17 protein-coding genes are annotated in these 16,211 nt (G+C 67.1%); 9 read left to right on the forward strand and 8 right to left on the reverse strand.

Translation table 11 applies throughout. From position 1 onward, the window contains the following. Positions 1–64 precede the first annotated feature (64 nt). Positions 65–391 carry a hypothetical protein gene (locus tag G370_RS0111370; RefSeq protein ID WP_019660708.1) on the reverse strand — a complete coding sequence of 109 codons (327 nt, stop codon included), beginning with the start codon at positions 389–391 and terminating at the stop codon, positions 65–67. Between the two features lie 128 nt (positions 392–519). Between G370_RS0111370 and G370_RS0111375 the strand changes: the two genes are divergently transcribed. After that, positions 520–1,122, forward strand: coding sequence for a lipocalin family protein (locus tag G370_RS0111375; protein WP_019660709.1), 603 nt, complete (start codon positions 520–522; stop codon positions 1,120–1,122). Positions 1,123–1,226: 104 nt separating this feature from the next. On the opposite strand, the gene G370_RS0111380 is transcribed toward G370_RS0111375, so the two are convergent. The 3 genes from G370_RS0111380 to G370_RS0111390 all read right to left on the reverse strand — a co-directional run bounded on the left by G370_RS0111380 (position 1,227) and on the right by G370_RS0111390 (position 4,016). Continuing rightward, a complete protein-coding gene (locus G370_RS0111380; protein ID WP_019660710.1) occupies positions 1,227–1,916 on the reverse strand; it encodes a methionine ABC transporter permease in 690 nt (229 codons plus the stop codon). Next, complete coding sequence (locus G370_RS0111385) at positions 1,913–2,920, reverse strand: methionine ABC transporter ATP-binding protein (protein ID WP_019660711.1); 1,008 nt, start codon at positions 2,918–2,920, stop codon at positions 1,913–1,915. Before G370_RS0111385 ends, G370_RS0111380 begins: the two co-directional genes overlap by 4 nt. A gap of 199 nt (positions 2,921–3,119) precedes the next feature. Further along, complete coding sequence (locus G370_RS0111390; RefSeq protein ID WP_019660712.1) at positions 3,120–4,016, reverse strand: DMT family transporter; 897 nt, start codon at positions 4,014–4,016, stop codon at positions 3,120–3,122. Between the two features lie 153 nt (positions 4,017–4,169). On the opposite strand from G370_RS0111390, the gene G370_RS0111395 reads away from it, so the two are divergent. The 3 genes from G370_RS0111395 (at position 4,170) to G370_RS0111405 (ending at position 6,119) form a co-directional block, all read left to right on the forward strand. Next, a complete protein-coding gene (locus G370_RS0111395) occupies positions 4,170–4,652 on the forward strand; it encodes a YajQ family cyclic di-GMP-binding protein (protein WP_019660713.1) in 483 nt (160 codons plus the stop codon). A gap of 100 nt (positions 4,653–4,752) precedes the next feature. Then, positions 4,753–5,319 (forward strand): DUF1415 domain-containing protein, encoded by a 567-nt coding sequence (locus G370_RS0111400; RefSeq protein ID WP_026347096.1) that lies wholly within the window; start codon positions 4,753–4,755, stop codon positions 5,317–5,319. Continuing rightward, positions 5,316–6,119, forward strand: a complete 804-nt coding sequence (locus G370_RS0111405) for an SDR family oxidoreductase (protein WP_019660715.1) — start codon at positions 5,316–5,318, stop codon at positions 6,117–6,119. The genes G370_RS0111400 and G370_RS0111405 overlap by 4 nt, the downstream gene beginning before the upstream one ends. A gap of 102 nt (positions 6,120–6,221) precedes the next feature. Here the strand turns inward: G370_RS0111405 and G370_RS0111410 are convergent, their stop codons facing one another. After that, entirely contained in the window at positions 6,222–8,252 is a 2,031-nt protein-coding gene (locus G370_RS0111410) for a M3 family metallopeptidase (protein ID WP_019660716.1), read from the reverse strand. 165 nt (positions 8,253–8,417) lie between these two features. Here G370_RS0111410 and G370_RS0111415 point away from each other — a divergent pair, with 165 nt between their 5' ends. Then, positions 8,418–8,822, forward strand: coding sequence for a hypothetical protein (locus G370_RS0111415; RefSeq protein WP_005419475.1), 405 nt, complete (start codon positions 8,418–8,420; stop codon positions 8,820–8,822). A gap of 47 nt (positions 8,823–8,869) precedes the next feature. Here the strand turns inward: G370_RS0111415 and G370_RS0111420 are convergent, their stop codons facing one another. Further along, positions 8,870–9,982, reverse strand: a complete 1,113-nt coding sequence (locus tag G370_RS0111420) for a PLP-dependent cysteine synthase family protein (RefSeq protein ID WP_019660717.1) — start codon at positions 9,980–9,982, stop codon at positions 8,870–8,872. Between the two features lie 126 nt (positions 9,983–10,108). Here G370_RS0111420 and gloA point away from each other — a divergent pair, with 126 nt between their 5' ends. Both gloA and G370_RS0111430 read left to right on the forward strand, forming a co-directional pair. Further along, positions 10,109–10,627, forward strand: a complete 519-nt coding sequence (gene gloA, locus G370_RS0111425; RefSeq protein WP_019660718.1) for a lactoylglutathione lyase — start codon at positions 10,109–10,111, stop codon at positions 10,625–10,627. A 124-nt stretch (positions 10,628–10,751) separates the two neighbouring features. Beyond that, the gene (locus G370_RS0111430; RefSeq protein ID WP_019660719.1) at positions 10,752–11,180 is read left to right on the forward strand and encodes a VOC family protein; all 429 of its coding nucleotides are present in this window, start codon (positions 10,752–10,754) and stop codon (positions 11,178–11,180) included. A 67-nt stretch (positions 11,181–11,247) separates the two neighbouring features. On the opposite strand, the gene G370_RS0111435 is transcribed toward G370_RS0111430, so the two are convergent. Next, a complete protein-coding gene (locus G370_RS0111435; protein WP_014648481.1) occupies positions 11,248–11,679 on the reverse strand; it encodes a CBS domain-containing protein in 432 nt (143 codons plus the stop codon). Positions 11,680–12,124: 445 nt separating this feature from the next. Further along, positions 12,125–13,963 carry a glutamine--fructose-6-phosphate transaminase (isomerizing) gene (gene glmS, locus G370_RS0111440; RefSeq protein ID WP_019660720.1) on the reverse strand — a complete coding sequence of 613 codons (1,839 nt, stop codon included), beginning with the start codon at positions 13,961–13,963 and terminating at the stop codon, positions 12,125–12,127. 203 nt (positions 13,964–14,166) lie between these two features. On the opposite strand from glmS, the gene G370_RS0111445 reads away from it, so the two are divergent. Next, positions 14,167–15,444 (forward strand): efflux RND transporter periplasmic adaptor subunit, encoded by a 1,278-nt coding sequence (locus tag G370_RS0111445; RefSeq protein ID WP_019660721.1) that lies wholly within the window; start codon positions 14,167–14,169, stop codon positions 15,442–15,444. A gap of 35 nt (positions 15,445–15,479) precedes the next feature. Next, positions 15,480–16,205 (forward strand): ABC transporter ATP-binding protein, encoded by a 726-nt coding sequence (locus tag G370_RS0111450; RefSeq protein WP_014648484.1) that lies wholly within the window; start codon positions 15,480–15,482, stop codon positions 16,203–16,205. Positions 16,206–16,211 lie beyond the last annotated feature (6 nt).

Genomic DNA, 16,211 nt, shown 5'->3' on the forward strand with positions numbered 1-16,211 from the left:
CTCCAGGCAGTCATAAGCCTTGGAACGCTAGCATGGATCACCGCTGTCGCCCCCGTGTCGAAGGTCAGGCCGCGGCGGTGGCGCCGCGACGGCGGCGGGCCGCACCGCCACCGCGTCGGTCCGCCTGTCCACCGGTGTGACGCGCCCGCCGCAGCCACGACAGGCGCGGCAACGGGAAGCGCAGCAGCGCCCACCAGGCCACCAGCGGCATGCCCACCAGCCACATCGGCAACCAGCCCAGCCACGCGCTGCTACCACGCGCGGCCGGCCAGACCAGGACCAGTGCCACACCGGCCAGGGCCAACTGCCGCACGCTGCGCAGCAGGCGCGGGTCGGCACATTCAAGGCTGACGCGTTCAGCTGCAGGGCGACGGACGGAACGTGCGTTCATGGGGCTTCTCCGGTAGACAGTGCAACACAGCTTGGTCAATGCCCTTCTCAAAGGCTGCGACACCATTGACGGATCGCGCACGCTCAGTCGACCATGCTCACGCAAAGCCCTCCTGAGCCCGCTCCCGCATGACTTCGATCCGCCCGCTCTGCGCCATGCTCTTGGCCCTGTCCCTGGCGGGCCCCGCCGTGGCCGCCAGCGAGCCGCCATCGCCCCGTGCCAGCGCCCCACGCGTCGCCGACCCGGATGCGCCGATCGACCTGAAGCGCTTCATGGGTACCTGGTACGTGATTGGCCGCGTGCCGAACTTCGTCGAGCGCGGCCATGTGGCCAGCGTCAACGAGTACGAACTGCGCGACGCGCACAAGGTCGGCATCACCTACCGCTATCGTGATGGCTTCGGCGAACCCCTGCAGGAGATCCGCGCACGCGCCAGTGTCGACCCGGACAGCGGCAATCACGGCTGGCGCACCTGGTTCTATCGCGTGGTGCCCACCCATTCACGGGTGCTGGAAGTAGCACCGGATTATTCCTGGGCACTGATCGGCTACCCGGGCCGCGAGATGGCCTGGATCTTCTCGCGCACACCGGACATGGACAAGGGCCTCTACAAGGAACTGGCCGAGCGCCTGCGTGACGAATACGGGGTGAACACCGACAAGCTCAAGCGTGTGCCACAGCGCCCGGAGCAGGTCGGCAAGCTGGGTTACGAAGTACCCAACGTGCGTTGAGAGAGCGCCGGGCGCAGATGTAGTGCCGGCCGCTGGCCGGCAGCTCCGGCACACTTGGAGCAGCGCATCGTTGCCGGCCAGCGGCCGGCACTATCTGAGGCGGGCTACTTGCGGGTGTAGTGCGCGACCAGACGGTCGCCGAGCATCTGCAGCAGCTGCACCAGGATCAGCAGCACCACCACGGTAACCAGGGCCACGTCGGTGCGGTTGCGCTGGTAGCCTTCGCGCAGCGCCAGGTCGCCCAGGCCGCCGGAACCGATCGCGCCGCCCATGGCAGTGAAGCCAACCAGAGCAACGGTAGTGACCGTGGCGGCGGCAATCAGGCCCGGCCGCGCCTCGGGAAGCAGCACCCGGGTGACCAGTTGCCAGGTGGTGGCACCCATCGACTGCGCGGCCTCGACCACGCCGCGGTCCACTTCGCGCAGCGCGGTTTCCACCAGGCGCGCGTAGAACGGCGCCGCACCGATGACCAGCGCCGGCAACGTGCCGAGCACGCCGATCGACTGGCCCATCAACCACAGCGACACCGGGATCAACACCACCATCAGGATGATGAAGGGTACCGAACGCAGCAGGTTCACCACGATCGCCAGCGCGCCATAGACCAGTGGCCGGCGCTTCATCTGCGGCGCGCCGAACACGTACAGCAGCACGCCCATCGGCAGGCCGATGGCCAGGGTAAGCGGCAGCGAGCCGGCCATCATCAGCAGCGTCTCGAGGGTGGCCTTGCCGATATCCACCCACTTGTCCGCATCCAGGTGGCGGAAGAAGCCGCCGGCAGTAGCGATGATCATCGACGCAGTTCCTCAACGTGCACGCCGGCGGCCACGAACGCGGCCTGCGCGGCGGACTGGTCACCGCCCACCAGGGCGACGACCAGCTGGCCATACGGGGTGTCCTTGATCCGGTCGATACGGCCGGACAGGATGTTGTAGTCGACCCCGGTCTGCCGCGCGACGCTGCCGAGCAGGGGTTCGTAGGTGTCGCCACCGAGGAACGTCAGCCGCACGATGCGGCCACCGACGGCATCGAAATCGCGATGCAGCGCACCTTCGTCCATGTGCTCCGATTCGCTGACGAAACGGCGCGTGGTCGGATGCTGTGGATGCAGGAACACCCGGGTGACCGGCCCGGTCTCGACCATCTGGCCGGCGTCGAGCACGGCGACGCGGTCGCAGACGCGGCGGATCACGTCCATCTCGTGGGTGATCAGCACGATGGTCAGGCCCAGCTCGCGATTGATCTTCGACAGCAGCGACAGCACCGATGCCGTGGTCTGCGGATCGAGCGCACTGGTGGCCTCGTCGCACAACAGGATCTGCGGACGCGTTGCAAGTGCGCGGGCAATGCCGACGCGCTGCTTCTGGCCACCGGACAGCTGCGCCGGATACTTCTGCGCATGCGCTTCCAGGCCAACGGTCTGCAGCAGCTCGACCACGCGTGCGTCGATCTCCGCCTTCGGCGTGCCGGCCAGCTCCAGCGGGAAGGCGACGTTGCCGGCCACCGTGCGCGAAGACAGCAGGTTGAAGTGCTGGAAGATCATGCCGATGCGCCGGCGCAGCGAGCGCAGGCCGTCCGCGTCCAGTGCGGTGACATCCTCGCCACCGATCAGCAGACGCCCACCACTGGGTTCTTCCAGGCGGTTGATCATGCGGATCAGCGTCGACTTGCCGGCGCCGGAATGGCCGATGATGCCGAATACCTCACCGGCCTCGATGGTCAGGTCCAGCGGCTGCAGCGCGCTCACTGCGCGGCCGGCAACGGCATAGGATTTGTGCAGGCGCTGGAACTCGATCACGGGCGTGGCTCACCGGCTGGGTGACGGAAGGGGGCGTGCAGCCTACCAGCGCAGGCGGTCGCGCGCCCGCGCCATGGGCCAGAATGTTATTCCTTTTGGTTCTAAGCCGCTGCCCACGGTAGCGCCGGCCGCTGGCCGGCACCTGCAGCGGTCCCTCCGGCGCGAGGGGTTGCCGGCCGCCGGCCGGCCCTACCCCGGCTCAGGGGTGGTCCAACGGCTTCGGCGGCTCCTGCCGGTTCACCCGCTCGCGATGCAGCAGGTACAGGCCGGACGCAACGATGATCGCCGCCCCCACCCAGGTATAGCCATCGGGCAGCTGGCCCCAGAACGCCAGGTCCCAGCCGATCACCCAGACCAGCCCGCTGTACTCCAGCGGCGCGATCATCGAGGCCTCGCCCAGCTGGAAGGCCCTGGTCAGGGCGATCTGGCCCAGCGCTCCGGCCAGGCCCATGCCGCCGATCAGCGGCGCATGTGCCAGTTGCAGTGGCACCCAGCCGGGAAGGGCCAGCAGGCCGGCACCGATGGCCATGATCACCAGGAACCAGACCACCATCGACTGCGAGGTATCGGTGCGGGTCAGCAGGCTGACCGTGATCGCGGCTACGGCATAGGCGGTGGCCGCGGCCAGCACCATCAGCCCAGGCACCGAAATGAAGCCGTCCACGCCCGGCCGCAGCACGACCAGCACGCCGACCAGGCCGATGCCGATGGCCACCCAGCGCCGCGGCCCGACCCGTTCGCCCAGCAGCGGCACCGACAGCGCAGCGATCAGCAGCGGGGCGACGAAATAGATGGTGTAGGCAGTGGACAGCGGCAGGTCGCGCAGGGCGAACACGAAGCAGCCGATCATCGCCATGCCCAGCGCACCACGCAGCAGGTGCAGCCCCCAGCGGCGCGGCACCAGTGAACGCGGCCCGGCGCTGGCCAGCACCCAGACCAGCACGAACGGCAACGAGGCCGCGCCGCGCAGGAAGGTCACTTCCAGGGTGGGGTAGCTGGCCGACAGCTGCTTCATGCCGGCGTCCATCAGCGAGAAGCAGGCGACCGCAGCGACCATCCAGGCCACTGCGCGCGAGGGAGAGCGTTGCACGTTCATGGCCCATTATCGCCCGGTCGTCGCTTTCTGTAGAGCCGAGCCCACGCTCGGCTGCTCTTCACAAAGCAGCCGAACGTGGGCTCGGCGCTACAAAGGGCGGGCATAGGGCCCTCGCGATAGAATGGCTGCCACTGAATCCTGCGGAGCATCGCCATGCCTTCCTTCGACGTCGTGTCCGAAGTCGACACCCACGAACTGACCAACGCCATCGACCAGGCCAACCGCGAACTGGCCACCCGCTTCGATTTCAAGGGCGTGGATGCCAAGTTCGAGCGCGATGGCGATGTGATCAACCAGTTCGCGCCGACCGAGTTCCAGCTCAAGCAGATGAACGACATCCTGCGTGCACGCCTGGCCGCGCGCGGCATCGATGTGCTCAGCCTCGAATTCGGCGACATCGAGACCAACCTGGCCCAGGCCCGGCAGAAGATCACCGTCAAGCAGGGCATCGAGCAGAAGGTCGCCAAGAAGATCGCCGCTGCGCTGAAGGAGGCCAAGCTGAAGGTTGAAAGCCAGATCAATGGCGACAAGCTGCGCGTGCAGGGCAAGAAGCGCGATGACCTGCAGGACGCCATCTCCGTGCTCAAGGCCGGCAAGTTCGAGCTGCCGCTGCAGTTCAACAATTTCCGCGATTGATCTGGCCGCCGGGCATGGCCCGGCGCCGGCACCTGCGGTGCGACGGCGCGTTGCAAGCGACGCGCCTACAATGTCCGCCCCGCCAGCCGACGTGCCCGCCATGACCGACGCCCAACTGCCCACCGAGGACCCGATCGCCGCCACCCGCCTGTGGCTGGAACGCATCGTCATCGGCCTGAACCTGTGCCCGTTCGCCAAGGCGGTGTATGTGAAGGACCAGGTCCGCATCGTGCTCAGCGATGCGACCACGACGGAAGCCCTGGTTGAGCAGCTGGCCGAGGAACTGGTCCTGCTGCGCGATACGCCGGCCGAGCAGATCGATACCACGCTGATCGTGCATCCGCAGGTGCTGACCGATTTCCTCGACTACAACGACTTCCTCGACAACGCCGATGCGGCGATCGAGGCGCTGGACCTGCAGGGCATCCTGCAGGTGGCCAGCTTCCATCCGGACTACCAGTTCGAAGGCGTGGCGCCGGGCGATGCCAGCAACTACACCAACCGTGCGCCCTTCCCCACCCTGCACCTGCTGCGCGAAGACAGCGTGGCGCGCGCGGTGGACGCGTTCCCTGATCCGGACGTGATCGTCGAGCGCAACATCCAGACCTTGGACCGTATCGGCGTGGACGGCTGGCATCGCCGCCTGCGTGGCGAAGACCTGTCGTGAGCACGGTGCCGCCGATTGCCGCTTGGCCGGCCGCGCCGCTGTCGGGCAAGGTGGTGCTGGTCACCGGCGGCGCCAACGGCATCGGCCGTGGCATCGCCCAGTGCGTGCTAGGTGCAGGTGGCCGCGTGTTGATCGGCGACCTGGACGTGGAAGCCGGCCAGGCCTGCCTGCGCGAGTGGCAACGCGGTGAGGACGCCGCATTCCAGCACCTGGACATTACCGACGAAGCCAGTGTGCGCGACTTCATTGCCACGGCCCTGCAGCGTTTTGGTCGCATCGACGGGCTGGTCAACAACGCGGGCATCGCCGGTGCGCACGGCTCGCGGCTGCAGGACATGGACTGGGATGAATGGCAGCGCCGCCTGTCGTCGCTGCACGGCGCTTTCCTGTGCAGCAAGCACGCGTTGCCGGCGCTGACAGCCAGCGCCGCCGGCGCCATCATCAACATCGCCTCGACCCGCGCCTGGCAATCCGAAGCGCACAGCGAGGCCTATGCGGCGGCCAAGGGTGGCCTGGTGGCCTTCACCCATGCGCTGGCGATCAGCGCCGGCCCGGCGGTGCGGGTGAACAGCATCAGCCCGGGCTGGATCGGCACCAGCGAGTGGCAGGCACCCTCACGGCGACACGAGCCGGAGTACTCGGCCATCGACCACGCACAGCATCCGGTCGGCCGGGTCGGCCACCCCGAGGACATCGGCGCGCTCGCGGTATACCTGCTGTCGTCGCTGTCCGGCTTCAGCACCGGCCAGGATTTCATCGTCGACGGCGGCATGACCCGGAAGATGATCTACGCCGAATGACCCACCACCGGTAGTGCCGGCCGTTGGCCGGCGTTCCGGTAGATCCACGCCATGCGTGGAGGGCGGTGAAGTGCCAACCAAGGTTGGCACCTACCCGACGCCTTACGCCATGCCCGAGTGACGCAGCAGCGCGTCGATCTGCGGTGCACGGCCGCGGAAAGCCTTGAAGTTCTCCGCCGCCGGGCGGCTGCCACCGCGCGACAGGATCTCATCACGGAAGCGTGCACCGGTTTCCGCCAGTGCCTGCGGCGCTTCCTCGAACGCGGCATAGGCGTCGGCGCTGAGCACCTCGGCCCACTTGTAGCTGTAGTAGCCCGCGGCGTAACCGCCCGCAAAGATGTGGCTGAACTGGTGCGGGAAGCGGTTCCAGGCCGGCGGGTGGTTCACCGCCACTTCCGCGCGCACGCGGTCGAGCAGCGCCAGCACGCTGTCCTGCGCTGGCTCGAACTGGCTGTGCAGCAGCATGTCGAACAGGCCGAACTCCAGCTGGCGGACGGTGGCCATGCCGCTGTGGAAGTTGCGCGCGGCCAGCATGCGCTCGTACAGCGTGCGCGGCAGCGGCTCGCCACTGTCCACGTGCGCGGTCATCGCCTGCAGGTGGTCCCATTCCCAGCAGAAGTTCTCCATGAACTGGCTGGGCAGCTCAACCGCATCCCATTCCACGCCGTTGATGCCGGCCACGCCCAGTTCGCCGATGCGGGTCAGCAGCTGGTGCAGTCCGTGGCCCATCTCATGGAACAGCGTGGTCACTTCGTTGTGGCTGAAGGTGGCCGGCTTGCCGTTGGCACCCCGGCCGAAGTTGCACACCAGGTAGACCAGCGGCGTCTGCACGCTGCCGTCGGCGCGCACGCGACGGTTGCGGCAATCATCCATCCACGCCCCGCCGCGCTTGCCCTCGCGTGCGTACAGGTCCAGGTAGAACTGGCCGACCAGCGCGCCCTGCGCATCGACCAGGCGGAAGAAGCGCACGTCTTCGTGCCAGACCGGCGCGCTGTCCTCCTGCACGCGCAGGCCGTACAGCTGCTCGATCACCGAGAACAGGCCGCCCAGTACCTTCGGTTCGGTGAAATACTGCTTCACTTCCTGCTCGGAATAGCTGTAACGCGCCTGCTTCAGGCGGTCGGCGGCGAACGCCAGGTCCCAGGCCTGCAGGGCATCGATGCCCAGCTGCTCGCGCGCGAACTGCTCCAGCTCGGCGCGGTCCCTGGCGGCGAACGGCTTGGCGCGCGAGGCCAAGTCACGCAGGAAACCGAGCACTTCGGCCGGGTCCTGCGCCATCTTGGTCGCCACCGAGTAATGGCCGTACGAATCGAAGCCGAGCAACGCAGCCAGTTCGGCGCGCAGGGCCAGGATGCGGTCGATGTTGCCGCTGTTGTCCAATGCGTCATCGCCGAATTCGGACGCACGCTGGGCGCTGGCGCGGTACAGGATCTCGCGCAGGTCGCGGTCCTCGCCCCAGGTCTGCACTGGCAGGTAGCACGGCATCTGCAGGGTCAGTTTCCAGCCGGCCTTGCCGTCCTTCTGTGCTGCGGCATGCGCGGTGGCCTTCACGTCTTCCGGCAGGCCCTTCAGCCGCGCTTCGTCTTCGATGATCAGCGACCAGGCATCGGTAGCGTCGAGCACGTTCTGCGAGAACTTCGCCGACAGCGCCGACAGTTCTTCCTTGATCGCAGCAAAACGCTGCTGGGCCTCGGGCGCCAGCTCGGCGCCGCCCAGGCGGAAGTCGCGCAGGGTGTTGTCCAGCACCTTGCGCTGGGCTTCATCGAAATGCGCCGCCTCCGGGCTGGCGGCCAGCGCCTGGTACTGCCGATACAGCGCCAGGTTCTGCCCCAGCGCACTGGCGAAGCGGGTCATCCGCGGCAGGTTGCTGTTGTAGGCCTCGCGCAGTTCCGGGGTGTTGACCACGCCCTGCAGGTGGCCGACCAGGCCCCAGGCGCGCCACAGTCGCTCGGTCGCGTCGTCCAACGGGGTGACGAAGGTCTCCCAACGCACCGGCTGCACCTGCTCGGCCGCGCTGACGGCGGCTTCGGCCTCGGCCAGCAGCACATCCAGCGCCGGCGCGACGTGCTCGGGGCGGATCGCCTCGAAGCGCGGCAGGCCGGAAAAATCGAGCAGGGGGTTGGCAACGGTCACGGCAGATCTCCAGGATACGGGCCCGGCACCCGGGCAGCCCTCCAGATATGGCGCTGCCGGGCGCGGCTGACAAGGGGGCACGGCATTCACATCGGCCTTACGCGCGCCCCCCGAAGCTCTGGATGCGGGGGAGTCCGCAGCGGCACGTACCGAACGAGGCCCCACATGGAAGGTCTGGCTGCAGTTGCATCCGCCTCACCGGCGCGGTCGCTGGCACTGTCTGCCAGCGCGGCCGAACTGGCCTGGATCGCCGCGCTGTGCGATGCCGGCGACGACGCCCCGCGCCACCTGCAGCAGTTGCAGGCGGTGCTGCAGCAGGGCGGCACGTTCAATGAAAGCCAGGAGTGGTACCCGTTCGAAGTGGTCGAGCGCGGCGCCAGCCAGCTGCAGCTGGGCCATGAGCGCGAGTTCGTGATCTGCGTGCTGCTGTGGTTGCAGGCATTGGCCCAGGGCCGCGCCAGCATCCTGGATCCCACCCTGCACCTGGATGACCGCGCGATGGACATCGAGGCCTTGCCCGATGCACTGCGCGACGCGGTGCTCGACGCCTTCACCGCAGCGGGTTACTGAGACACCGTCGCGGACGCCGACATGGCCCGGCGACAACGTCGGCCGTCCTACAACGCTTCCAGGCTGCACCACGGCAATTCGGGCAGTCCCTGCCCGGCCACCGCAGCGGCCAGCTGTGCGTCGGCGCCGTCGACATCAATGCCCTGGCGCGCGTACCACGCCGGATCGTAGTAGCTCTGCGCATAGCGCTCGCCGCTGTCGCACAGGATGCTGACGATGCTGCCCTGGTGGCCCGCCTCGCGCATCCACTGCGCCGCCTGCAGCACGCCGATGAAGTTGGTGCCGGTGGAGCCACCGACGCGTCGGCCGAGCTGGCGGCTGACATGGCGCATCGCAGCCAGGCTCAGCGCGTCGGGTACCTTGACCATCGCATCGACGCTGGTCGGGATGAAGCTCGGCTCCACCCTTGGCCGGCCGATGCCTTCCACGCGCGAACCACCACTGCAGGTCAGGTCGCGCCAGTCCTGTTCACCGGCCACGGCGGCCCGGTAGCCGTCGAAGAACACCGACACTTCCGGGTCCGCGCACAGGATGCGGGTGTCGTGGCGGCGGTAGCTGACATAGCGGCCCAGGGTGGCGGCGGTGCCGCCGGTGCCGGGGCTGCACACGATCCATTCCGGAACCGGGCTGGGCTCTTCGGCCATCTGCTTGAAGATGGACTCGGCGATGTTGTTGTTGGCACGCCAGTCGGTCGCGCGCTCAGCGTATGTGAACTGGTCCATGAAGTGGCCACCGGTTTCACGGGCCAGCTTTTCCGAATCACAGTTGAGGTCGCAGGCGCGTTCGACCAGGTGGCAGCGGCCGCCTTGGAACTCGATCGCGGCGATCTTTTCAGGCGAGGTGGTGGCCGGGATCACCGCAATGAACGGCAGGCCGAGCAGGCGCGCGAAATAGGCTTCGGACACCGCCGTCGAGCCGCTGGACGCTTCGATCACCGGTCGCCCTTCGCGCAGCCAGCCATTGGCCAGCGCATACAGGAACAGCGAGCGCGCCAGCCGGTGCTTGAGGCTGCCGGTGGGATGGCTCGACTCATCCTTCAGGTACACATCGATGCCCTCGAACCCGGGCAGCGCCAGCGGGATCAGGTGGGTATCGGCGGAGCGGTTGAAATCGGCTTCAATCTTGCGGATGGCGGCGGCCACCCATTCACGCTGCGACATGGCGGGCAATCGTTGTCAGGACGGAACGGTGCGATCCGGCCATTGTACGTCGCGGTACCGTCAGGTGCTGGCCGGTAGAATGCCCCCATCCGGCCGGCAACGGCCCTGTCTGAAGGACCTCCCCCCATGACCATTCCCGCCCTGCGCGATGTCCCCGGCGTCGCCGCCCAGGCCCCGGCCGAAACCACCGGCTTCGTGTTCAACCACACCATGCTGCGGGTGAAGGACATCACCGCCTCGCTGGACTTCTACACCCGCGTGCTCGGCTACCAGCTGATCGACAAGCGCGACTTCCCGGAGGCCCAGTTCAGCCTGTACTTCCTGGCCTACCTCCCGGCCGGCGTGGTGGTACCGGAAGACGACAGCCAGCGCCGCCTGTGGATGGCCGGCCTGCCGGGCGTGCTGGAACTGACCCACAACCACGGCACCGAAACCCAGGACGGCGCGGTCTACCACGACGGCAACAGCGACCCGCGCGGCTTCGGCCACATCTGCGTGTCGGTGCCGGACATCGAGGCGGCCTGCCAGCGCTTCGAGGACCTCGGGGTAACCTTCCAGAAGCGGCTGACCGACGGCCGCATGAAGAACCTGGCCTTCATCAAGGACCCGGACGGCTACTGGGTCGAGATCATCGCCAACGTCTGACCCGGAAAGGGGCACAATTCCGGTAGCGCCGGGCCATGCCCGGCGGCCTTGAGCAGGCCGCGCTGCGCGCTCGCCGGGCACGGCCCGGCGCTACCGACTCCGTCCCCTTTTTGAAGAGGTTCGTATGGAAACGATGGAACTGCACCGTGGCCGCCTGATCGACCACATCCAGCTGGTGGTGCGCGACCTGGCCGCCAGCCGCCGCTTCTACCAGGCAGTGTTCGATACGATCGGCATCCCACTCGGCGGCGAAGGGCCGGACTTCTTCTGGGCCGACGAGCTGTTCATTTCCAGCGCCAGCAGCCGTGCCGCCGCCGGCCAGCTGACCGGCCGCCATCATCTAGCCTTCCAGGCCCGCGACAGCGCCACGGTCGATGCCTTCCACACCGCTGCTATCGCCGCCGGTGGCACAGACAACGGCGCACCGGGCGAGCGCCCCTACCACCCGGGCTACTACGGCGCCTTCGTGCTCGACCCCGATGGCAACAACATCGAAGTGGTCTACCACGGCCCGGCGAACTACAGTGCCGACTCGGTGAAGGTGACGTTCTGACTTCACCGACGCCGTGAACGAAGAAGCCGGGCAATGCCCGGCTTCTCTGTTTCCAGCGCTGCAGCCCTCAGTGGGCGGCCATGTAGATGTCCTGCAGCACGGCCTTTTCCAGTTCCAGCTCGCCCAGCAGGTTCTTCACGATATCGCCCAGGCTGAGGATGCCGACCAGCTGGTTGCCGTCGGTCACCATCAGGTGACGGCGACGCGAGTACGTCATCAGCGACATGGCCTGCTTCAGCGTGGCGTCCGGCGCAATGCCCTCCAGGCCCGTGGACGGCAGGCTGGAAATCACCCGGCGGCCGGCCTGCGGGCCATCGTCGGCCAGGGTGCGCACGATGTCCTTCTCGGAGATGATGCCGACCGGGGCATCGTCCTTCATCACCACCAGCGCAGCGATCCTGTTCGCGCTCATCTTGTGGGCGGCGGCACCGATGGTGTCTTCGGCATCGATGGTGATGACAGCTTCTTTCTTGGATTGCAGGAGTTCGCGGACGTTCATTCTTGTTTCCTGGTGCAGGTCACTGAAGTCAAAAAAGTGTGCTCTTCCGATACGCCCCCTCCCCGGGAACAGACCTTTCAGCGCACGTCTGGCGCACCCGTCTGCCGCATGGGAGGCATCGGCAGACGACGTGCTGCAACGCGAACGAGGTGTGGGTTCAACCGCTCAACCCGGACCTCGGTCAAATCGATTCTACGACTGCGACCATCGGTCACTACCGGCATCGATAGGACAGTTCGTCGTGGGAACCAGCTGACGATCCAGAGAATGGCACCGCGGCTGAAACCGCCGCTGAATACAAGCGCAGTTGCGCATTAAAGATTGATTGCCCGCTGCCGACAGCGGACAGAACACCCGGCGGCAATCCCACTTCGCACTGTCCGGCCAAACGAAAGGGCCCACGCGGGGCCCCTTCGCTTGCAGCATCCAACCGGAGCGATGGGTATTACTCCACCGTCACGCTCTTGGCCAGGTTGCGCGGCTTGTCCACGTCGGTGCCGCGTGCCAGCGCAGTGTGGTAGGCCAGCAGCTGCACCGGGATGGTGTGCACGATCGGGCTGAGCACGCCGGCGTGGCGCGGGGTGCGAATCACGTGCACGCCTTCGGACGCGTTGAAGTTGCTGTCCTGGTCGGCGAACACGAACAGCTCGCCGCCACGCGCGCGCACTTCCTGCATGTTCGACTTCACCTTTTCCAGCAGGCTGTCGTTGGGGGCGATCACCACCACCGGCATGTCCTCGTCCACCAGCGCCAGCGGACCATGCTTCAGCTCACCTGCCGGGTAGGCCTCGGCGTGGATGTAGGAAATCTCCTTGAGCTTGAGCGCGCCCTCCAGCGCGATCGGGTAATGCAGGCCACGGCCCAGGAACAGCGCATTGGACTTGCGCGCAAAGCGTTCGGCCCACGCCGCGATCTGCGGTTCCAGGTTCAGCGCGTGCTGCACGCTGCCCGGCAGGAAGCGCAGCTGCTCCAGGTAATCCGCTTCCTGCGCCGCGTCGATGCGGCCATGCAGCTTGCCCAGCACCACGGTCAACTGGAACAGCGCGGCCAGCTGGGTGGTGAAGGCCTTGGTCGAAGCCACGCCGATCTCGGCGCCGGCACGGGTGTAGCAGACCAGCTCGCTGGCGCGCGGAATCGCGCTTTCCGGCACGTTGCAGATCGACAGCGTGTGCTTGTGGCCAAGCGCCTTGGCGTACTTCAGTGCCTCCATCGTATCCAGCGTTTCGCCGGACTGGGAAATGGTCACGACCAGATGCTTCGGGTTCGCATAAGCGGCGCGGTAGCGGTACTCGCTGGCAATCTCCACGCTGCACGGCAGGCCGGCGATGGCTTCGATCCAGTAGCGCGCGGTCAGGCCTGCGTAGTAGCTGGTGCCGCAGGCAATGATCTGCACGCCCTCGATGCCCGACAGCACCGCCTCGGCGTTCTTGCCGAACAGCTCGGCCGGGAAGCCACCGGCGTCGATCGCCGCTTCGATGGTGTCGCCCAGCGCACGCGGCTGTTCGTGGATTTCCTTCTGCATGAAATGGCGGTACGGACCCAGCTCCAGCGAGGCCAGCGACACATCGGACAGATGCACGTCGCGCTCGACCGGCTGGTCATGCTCGTCGAAGATGCGCACGCCATCGCGACGGATCTCGGCGGTGTCGCCCTCTTCCAGGAAGATCACCTTGCGGGTGGCCGAGATCACCGCCGAGACGTCGGAGGCGACGAAATTCTCGCCCTCGCCCAGGCCGATCAGCAGCGGGCAGCCCATGCGCGCGCAGACGAAGCGCTCCGGCTCGGCGCGGCTGACCACGGCCAGCGCATAGGCACCGGTCAGCTCTTTCACCGTGTGCTGCAGCGCCACCAGCAGGTCATCGCCGTCCTTCAGGTGGTGGTGGATGAGGTGGGCGATGACTTCGGTATCGGTCTGCGACTCGAAGGTGTAGCCCAGCGCACGCAGCTTCTCGCGCTGCTCCTCATGGTTCTCGATGATGCCGTTGTGCACCAGCGCCACGCCATGGCTGATATGCGGATGCGCGTTGGCCTCGGTGACACCACCGTGGGTGGCCCAGCGGGTGTGGCCGATGCCCAGCACCGCATTGAAGCCCTCTGCCTCGGCCGCGGTGGCCATTTCCGACACACGACCGGTACGACGCACGCGGCGTACATCGCGGCGCTCACCCTGGTCGACTACCGCAATACCCGAGGAATCGTAACCACGGTATTCAAGACGCTTCAGCCCCTCGATCAGTACCGGCACCACGTCGCGATCAGCGATCGCACCCACGATTCCACACATGTCACGCGTTTCCTTGAAGACGATCGGCGCATTCTAGCCCGCGCGTCCGGCGTCGCCCTCCTGTCCGCTTAATGAAAGTGTCCGGAAAGGTGTCCGCGGACACCCGGACACTTCGCCTCCTCATCCAACCTGTTGAACCAAAAGGAAATAAGGTTGGCACGCAACCTGCTTGGTACTGGTTACCACCGTCAGGCACGCATCCGATGATCCGCGACACCTCCGCACAGGACCAGATCGTTTCCACCGCCCCGGCCGGCACCTCCCGCGTGGCCTGGCACCGCTATCGCTGGCCGGCGCTGGGTGCCATCGCGCTGCTGGCCGGCATCGGCTGGGCGGTACATGCCTGGTCCAATGCCAGCCGCTCCTTCGACAACAGCCGCGTGCGCATCGCCGAAGTGAAGCGCGGCGACCTGGTGCGCGACATCGCCGCCGACGGCCGCGTGATCGCCGCCAACAGCCCGATCCTGTATGCCATCTCGGCCGGTACCGTGGACCTGAAGGTGGTCGCCGGTGACGTGGTCAAGAAGGGCCAGGAGCTGGCGATCATCGACAGCCCGGAACTGCGCAGCAAGCTGGCCCAGGAACAGGCAACGCTGGCCGGGCTGGAAGCCGAGGCCAGCCGCGCCGCGCTGGACGCGACCCTGGCCCGCGCCAAGTCCCGCAAGGAAACCGACCAGGCCACCATCGAGCGTCAGGCCGCCGACCGTGACCTGCAGCGCTACCAGCGCGGCTACGACGGCGGCGCGGTACCGCAGATCGACCTGGCCAAGGCCAAGGATTCGCTGAAGAAAGCCGACATCGCCCTCGCCAACGCCACCACCGATGCGCGCCTGCAGAGCCAGGGCGCCGACCTGGATGCCCGCAACAAGCGCCTGCTGGCCGACCGCCAGAAAGCGGTGGTGGCCGAAGTGCAGCGCCAGGTCGATGCGCTGACGCTGCGCGCGCCCTTCGATGGCCAGGTTGGCCAGGTGCAGGCCGTGCAGTCCACCAACCTGGCCGCCAACGCGCCGGTGCTGGGCGTAGTCGACCTGTCCAAGTTCGAGGTTGAGATCAAGGTGCCGGAGAGCTTCGCCCGCGACCTGGCGATCGGCATGCCGGCCCAGCTGACCGGTGGCAACGGCCAGCCGTTCCCGGGCGAGATCAGCGCGGTATCACCGGAAGTGGTCAACGGCGAGGTCAACGCCCGCGTGCGCTTTGCCAGCGCGCAGCCGGAAGGCCTGCGCCAGAGCCAGCGGATGTCGGTGCGCGTGCTGCTCGATACCCGCAAGGACGTGCTGAAGGTCGAGCGCGGCCCGTTCGTCGAACAGGGCAACGGCATGGCCTACGTGATGGATGGCCGCACCGCCGTGCGCCGTCCGGTGGAACTGGGCGTCAGCAGCCTGGGCGAAGTGGAAATCAAGTCCGGTGTGCAGCCAGGCGACCGCATCGTGGTCTCCGGCAGCGACCTGTTCAAGGACGCCGAACGCGTCTCCGTCAACTGACACCTGATACCTGAATCCTGGAGAGAGGACACCCCATGTACATGCTCGAAATGCGTTCGGTCGCCAAGGTCTTCCGTACCGAACAGGTGGAGACCCACGCTCTGCGCTCGCTGGAACTGCAGGTCAAGGAAGGCGAGTTCGTCGCCGTCACCGGCCCGTCCGGTTCCGGCAAGACCACGTTCCTCAACATCGCCGGCCTGCTGGAAACCTTCACCAGCGGTACCTACCTGCTGGACGGGCAGGATGTGAGCACGCTGGGCGACGACGCACGCAGCCGCCTGCGCAACCAGAAGATCGGCTTCATCTTCCAGGGCTTCAACCTGATTCCCGATCTGAATCTGTTCGACAACGTCGACGTACCGTTGCGCTATCGGAAGATGAGCGCCAACGAGCGCCGCGAGCGCATCGAGAAGGCGCTGACCCAGGTCGGCCTGGGTTCGCGCATGAAGCACTACCCGAATGAGCTGTCCGGCGGCCAGCAGCAGCGCGCGGCCATCGCACGCGCCCTGGCCGGCAGCCCTCGCCTGCTGCTGGCCGACGAACCGACCGGCAACCTGGATACGCAGATGGCGCGCGGTGTGATGGAACTGCTGGAGGAGATCAACGCCGCCGGCACCACCATCGTGATGGTCACCCATGATCCGGAACTGGCCGCGCGTGCGCAGCGCAACGTGCACATCGTCGATGGCCAGGTCACCGACCTGGTGCGCGAGCCGGTGCTGGCCACCCCGCCGCGCCACATCGTCGCCGTCAACGAGTGAGGGGCC

The sequence above is a fragment of the Stenotrophomonas hibiscicola ATCC 19867 genome, assembly GCF_000382065.1.
Taxonomy (GTDB): domain Bacteria; phylum Pseudomonadota; class Gammaproteobacteria; order Xanthomonadales; family Xanthomonadaceae; genus Stenotrophomonas; species Stenotrophomonas hibiscicola.

Bases quoted from the DNA above. Each gene is read 5' to 3' on its own strand.
- G370_RS0111380 (WP_019660710.1), bottom strand. From the start codon at position 1,916: ATGATCATCGCTACTGCCGGCGGCTTCTTCCGCCACCTGGATGCGGAC.
- G370_RS0111370 (WP_019660708.1), bottom strand. From the start codon at position 391: ATGAACGCACGTTCCGTCCGTCGCCCTGCAGCTGAACGCGTCAGCCTT.
- G370_RS0111420 (WP_019660717.1), bottom strand. From the start codon at position 9,982: ATGTCGCAGCGTGAATGGGTGGCCGCCGCCATCCGCAAGATTGAAGCC.
- G370_RS0111450 (WP_014648484.1), top strand. From the start codon at position 15,480: ATGTACATGCTCGAAATGCGTTCGGTCGCCAAGGTCTTCCGTACCGAA.
- G370_RS0111430 (WP_019660719.1), top strand. From the start codon at position 10,752: ATGGAAACGATGGAACTGCACCGTGGCCGCCTGATCGACCACATCCAG.
- G370_RS0111435 (WP_014648481.1), bottom strand. From the start codon at position 11,679: ATGAACGTCCGCGAACTCCTGCAATCCAAGAAAGAAGCTGTCATCACC.
- G370_RS0111390 (WP_019660712.1), bottom strand. From the start codon at position 4,016: ATGAACGTGCAACGCTCTCCCTCGCGCGCAGTGGCCTGGATGGTCGCT.
- G370_RS0111445 (WP_019660721.1), top strand. From the start codon at position 14,167: ATGATCCGCGACACCTCCGCACAGGACCAGATCGTTTCCACCGCCCCG.
- G370_RS0111375 (WP_019660709.1), top strand. From the start codon at position 520: ATGACTTCGATCCGCCCGCTCTGCGCCATGCTCTTGGCCCTGTCCCTG.
- G370_RS0111400 (WP_026347096.1), top strand. From the start codon at position 4,753: ATGACCGACGCCCAACTGCCCACCGAGGACCCGATCGCCGCCACCCGC.
- G370_RS0111395 (WP_019660713.1), top strand. From the start codon at position 4,170: ATGCCTTCCTTCGACGTCGTGTCCGAAGTCGACACCCACGAACTGACC.
- gloA (WP_019660718.1), top strand. From the start codon at position 10,109: ATGACCATTCCCGCCCTGCGCGATGTCCCCGGCGTCGCCGCCCAGGCC.
- glmS (WP_019660720.1), bottom strand. From the start codon at position 13,963: ATGTGTGGAATCGTGGGTGCGATCGCTGATCGCGACGTGGTGCCGGTA.
- G370_RS0111415 (WP_005419475.1), top strand. From the start codon at position 8,418: ATGGAAGGTCTGGCTGCAGTTGCATCCGCCTCACCGGCGCGGTCGCTG.